This window comes from Polynucleobacter sp., from assembly GCF_018500155.2.
In the GTDB taxonomy this organism is placed as follows: Bacteria; Pseudomonadota; Gammaproteobacteria; order Burkholderiales; family Burkholderiaceae; genus Polynucleobacter.
The window spans coordinates 1-4,188 of the sequence record NZ_JAHBAK020000060.1 but is presented as its reverse complement, the minus strand read 5'-3'; the positions used below and the strand labels follow the sequence as shown (position 1 = coordinate 4,188).

Below are 4,188 nucleotides of genomic sequence, written 5' to 3'. Positions count from 1 at the left end.
CATGCAGGGCGGTCAGGCAGCTGCGATTAATAATCAACTCTCATACTCAAGGGATGCTGAGCGCGAAGCGGATCGTATTGGTTTTCTGATCTTAGAAGCGGCTGGCTACGATGTGAATGGTGCTCCAGGATTCTTCCAACGTTTGCAAAAAGCAACCGGCATCATGGATAAGGGTGTGCCCAGCTATGTGCGTACCCACCCTTTAACCACGGATCGTATTGCTGATATGCAGGATCGTGCCCGTACCGTTCCCCCACGCAATGTATCTACAGCAGTTGAGTTTTACTTCATAAAAGCACGTGCACGAATGGAGCAAGCTGGCACATCGAGTGGCCTCTACGATTTAAAAAATACTTTTGATAGTTTGAGTAAGCAATCTCAAATTGGTAAACAACTAGAAGGATTTTATGGGTTGGCTTTAATTGATCAGCGCCAAGGTAGGTGGGATCAAGCAGAAGCGAATTTGCAACAAGCTCGTAACTTAGTACAAAAAGCTAGTGCACCGGGATCGCCGATTCAGCGCCAAAGTCTGGCGTTAGAAATTACTGCTTCCGAATTGGCTCTAGCTAAGGGTAAAAAAGAGGAGGCATTACAAATTGCACAGTCAGCATTGCGTGCTTACCCCCAGTCTTACGCGGCCGGTGCAGCCATGATTAATGCAGAGCTGAAGATGGGTCGTACTAATGATGCGATTACTTGGCTAAAAGCGCGCACACGATCCCAGCCCAATGAAGTTCTTTGGTGGGGCCTGTTATCAAGTGCATACGATCAAGCTAACAATGTGCCCATGCGGCACTACGCATTAGGTGAAAAATATGCCCTTGAGGGCGCATGGCCGTCAGCCATAGAGCAGCTAAGAATCGCGCGTAGCGCAGGGGGCGCAGACTTTTATCAAAGCTCAAGTATTGATGCACGCCTGCGTGAAATGCAGCGTCAGTACAACGAAGAGCTAAAAGAGAAAAAACAGTTGCCTAGCTAAAGTGGCGCAGGGTGCTGAATAAATCCAAAACGTTGGCGGAGTTCATTGGAATGAATGGGATCAAGTGGGAGTAGCTGGCCATCCCATGTCCAAGACCCACCAAAGCTACACGCCTCTTCACGCAATGTTGCAAGTTCAGAAAAATGATCTAAATCGTGATCATGTAGGAGCGCCACAGCTGGCATGTTTTTTACTGCAAATTGCTGGTTTTCAATATCCTGAAAAACGGTTTGTTGGGTGGAACCCACTATATAAATATTGCCTTGCTCATCACTCAACGCGCCACTCGGTGTCATTTGGCTATGACATTGCGTCATCATTTGTGCGCTTGATTCACTCGGAATGATGCGCACTACCCAGGGCGTGGCGGCTAAGGTGATGAAGACGCGTTGCGGACCATTTTGAAAAAAATACCGACCTGCCGTATCGCTTGCATAATTCCTAGAGATAAATTCATTTAGCGCGGCATGATCTATTAGCTTTCCTGATAGATGTTGTTGCTGTGCATATTCATCAACCATACGCCATTGGCCGCGGCGATCTAGAGCGAGCCAACCATAGCAGTCTGGAACATTGGGCCATTTAATGAGTGAGCTAAGAACTTGCTCATCCATATTTAATGCAGTCCGTGGGGGGTGGCAGGGGCGTCAAAGGTGTCCTCAGTGGAGCGGCTGGCATGCAAGTGAGCAATACGCCAGCCTTGACTATCCTGAAGAAGTACTAAGGTGATATTGAGGAAAAATTCCGCTTCAATTTGATCTGCTCTAAAGTGTACTGCTTCGGTAGTGTCATACACTGCGGCACCTAAAATGGAGTGACTAATACAAGCAATGGGCTCTAAAAATAATGGCTGCTTGGATAAAAGTCTCTCTAGACCTTCACGAATTTCTACATGGCCACTTAAACGATGTCCCTCTGGGAGTACACAAGTAATCGAATCATCATCAAGCCAAATATCTAGGGCGCCTTGAACATCCCGGTGGCGCAATGCATCGCGCCATGCATCCACCACTTCGTCTGCATCATGAAACAGTCTAGCGAGTTTAGTCATGGTGAATGTTCCTGGAGATTGATTACAAGGTATTGAGTGTAGTCAAAACTTGCTGCGGATGGATGTCATGAAGACACTTTAAATGACCCAAGGGGCATACTTTTTTATGGCAAGGGCTGCAAGGCAGTTGCAACCAGATGACCTTTGCCTTCTCTGATAAGGGAGGGGTATGGGCAGGATCACTAGACCCAAAAATAGCAACTTGAGGTGTTTTGAGTGCAGCGGCAATATGCATTAAACCAGAATCATTACTTACTACCGCATTAGCTCGTGCAATGAGTGCGATTGCTTCGTCCAAGCTAGTACTGCCACACCAATTATGAATGCGAGTTGGATTGTCAGCGCTATCTTGAATATCACTGGCAATGGGTTGATCGCCTTTGCCACCCAAAAGAATGATGTGTGCTTTGTCATTTTGTTGGGTGAGGGATTGTGCAAGTTGTGCAAAGTAGTTTGCTGGCCAACGTTTAGTGGGGCCATATTCAGCGCCGGGACAAAAAACAAAAAGAGGATTTGATGGTGAATGTGTGTTGATGCCGCTGGCCACCAATTTTTGTTCAATGGATTGCTTTGCTGTTTCTGCTACTTGAAGAATAGGCATTGGTGCTTGAGTGACGCTTTCTTCGTCAGTCAATAGCTCTGCAAGTGCCAAATAGTGCAATGCCATGGGAGGTCGATTAACCTTGCTTGGATTGGGAAGGGATAAATTGATGAATCCATAGCGCAACTCTCCGCGATAGCCAATACGCAAGGGGATATTGGCTAGCCATGGAATGAGTGCAGATTTAAAGCTATTGGGTAGAACAAAGCAGGCTTGGTAATTTTTGGTCTGCAGGTGTTTGGCTAATTGTTTACGTAATTCCCATTGCAATTGTTTGTGTTCAAAGGGTGCTTCTATGACTTCATTTACTTGACTGCAAGCGCGATAGATTGGGGCTACCCATTTGCTAGCGAGAACATCAATTGGTGAGTCTGGATATTGTGCTTTGAGTCTTGCTAATAATGGCTGTGTCATTACAGCATCCCCAATCCAGTTTGGGGCGATGATCAGAATACCGTTCATAAAATGTATCCCGATTCAGCACTCCATTTTGATCTGGAGTGCTGATGAGGTTTAGTGACCGTGTGGCTCTGTGCCAGGAATGAGTTTGTATTCAGCACCACAGTATGGGCACTTAGCTTCACCCGTTTTGGTGATATCCAAAAACACCCGTGGATGCAAATTCCATGCAGGTGTTTTATTGGTTGGGCAATGTAATGGTAGATCTTTGCCATCGACCATTGTCACTTGTGCTTGAGACATATTCTGCTTCCTGAAGGTTAAATATTATTTAACGTATGTGAGCCAAGATTTGTATTTGTCGTTTCTGCCGTAAACAGCATCGAAATACGCTTTTTGGATTTTTTCAGTAATAGAACCACGTTTACCATCACCAATCGTACGATCATCGAGTTCACGAATTGGGGTCACTTCCGCGGCAGTGCCAGTAAAGAAAGCTTCATCTGCAGAATAGACTTCGTCACGGGTTAAACGTTTTTCGCGCACTTCAAAGCCAAGGTCCTTGGCAATTTGCATGACGGAATTACGCGTAATGCCATCTAAGCAAGAGGCTAGGTCTGGTGTGTACACGATGCCGTTGCTCACCATGAATAAATTCTCACCAGAACCTTCAGAGACATAACCTTCAGTATCTAGGAGTAAGGCCTCGTCATAGCCATTGGCAGTAACTTCTTGATTGGCCAAGATCGAGTTGATGTAGTAGCCAGATGCCTTGGCACGTACGAGTGAGGAGTTCACAAAGTGGCGCGTGAAGGAAGAGGTCTTGACGCGAATACCTTTGTTGATGCCATCTTCACCTAAGTAAGCACCCCACTCCCAGGCAGCAATCGCAGTATGAATACTGTTGCCTTTCGGGGAGATACCCAGCTTTTGTGAGCCAATAAAGATGATGGGGCGGATGTAGCAAGACTCAAGCTTATTGCTGCTGATCACTTCAAGAATGCCCTTGGAAATCTCCTCGGGGCTATAGGGCATATTCATTTGAAAGATCTTGGTGCCATTAAATAGGCGCTTAACGTGCTCTGGGAGGCGGAAAACAGCAGTGCCCTGAGCAGTTTTATAGGCACGGATCCCTTCAAAAACGCCCATGCCGTAGTG

6 protein-coding genes are annotated in these 4,188 nt (G+C 46.4%); 1 reads left to right on the top strand and 5 read right to left on the bottom strand.

Features of this window, described 5'->3' with window-relative positions:
- The coding region (locus KIH43_RS07215) for a tetratricopeptide repeat protein (RefSeq protein ID WP_297719271.1) at window positions 1-979 on the top strand (979 nt) is incomplete at its 5' end.
- Here KIH43_RS07215 and KIH43_RS07210 read toward each other — a convergent pair.
- The 5 genes from KIH43_RS07210 to KIH43_RS07190 form a co-directional block, all read right to left on the bottom strand.
- Window positions 976-1,593: a DUF2946 family protein gene (locus tag KIH43_RS07210; protein WP_297719268.1), complete on the bottom strand. Its 618-nt coding sequence runs from the start codon at window positions 1,591-1,593 to the stop codon at window positions 976-978. The two genes, KIH43_RS07215 and KIH43_RS07210, sit on opposite strands and share 4 nt — an antisense overlap.
- Window positions 1,594-1,595: 2 nt before the next feature.
- The gene (locus KIH43_RS07205; protein WP_296968513.1) at window positions 1,596-2,030 is read right to left on the bottom strand and encodes a nuclear transport factor 2 family protein; all 435 of its coding nucleotides are present in this window, start codon (window positions 2,028-2,030) and stop codon (window positions 1,596-1,598) included.
- A gap of 22 nt (window positions 2,031-2,052) precedes the next feature.
- Window positions 2,053-3,093, bottom strand: a complete 1,041-nt coding sequence (waaF, locus tag KIH43_RS07200; RefSeq protein ID WP_297719265.1) for a lipopolysaccharide heptosyltransferase II — start codon at window positions 3,091-3,093, stop codon at window positions 2,053-2,055.
- 51 nt (window positions 3,094-3,144) lie between these two features.
- The gene (locus KIH43_RS07195) at window positions 3,145-3,333 is read right to left on the bottom strand and encodes a zinc-finger domain-containing protein (protein ID WP_296968510.1); all 189 of its coding nucleotides are present in this window, start codon (window positions 3,331-3,333) and stop codon (window positions 3,145-3,147) included.
- A 24-nt stretch (window positions 3,334-3,357) separates the two neighbouring features.
- A partial coding sequence (locus KIH43_RS07190; protein WP_297719262.1) for a branched-chain amino acid transaminase occupies window positions 3,358-4,188 on the bottom strand: 831 nt, incomplete at its 5' end.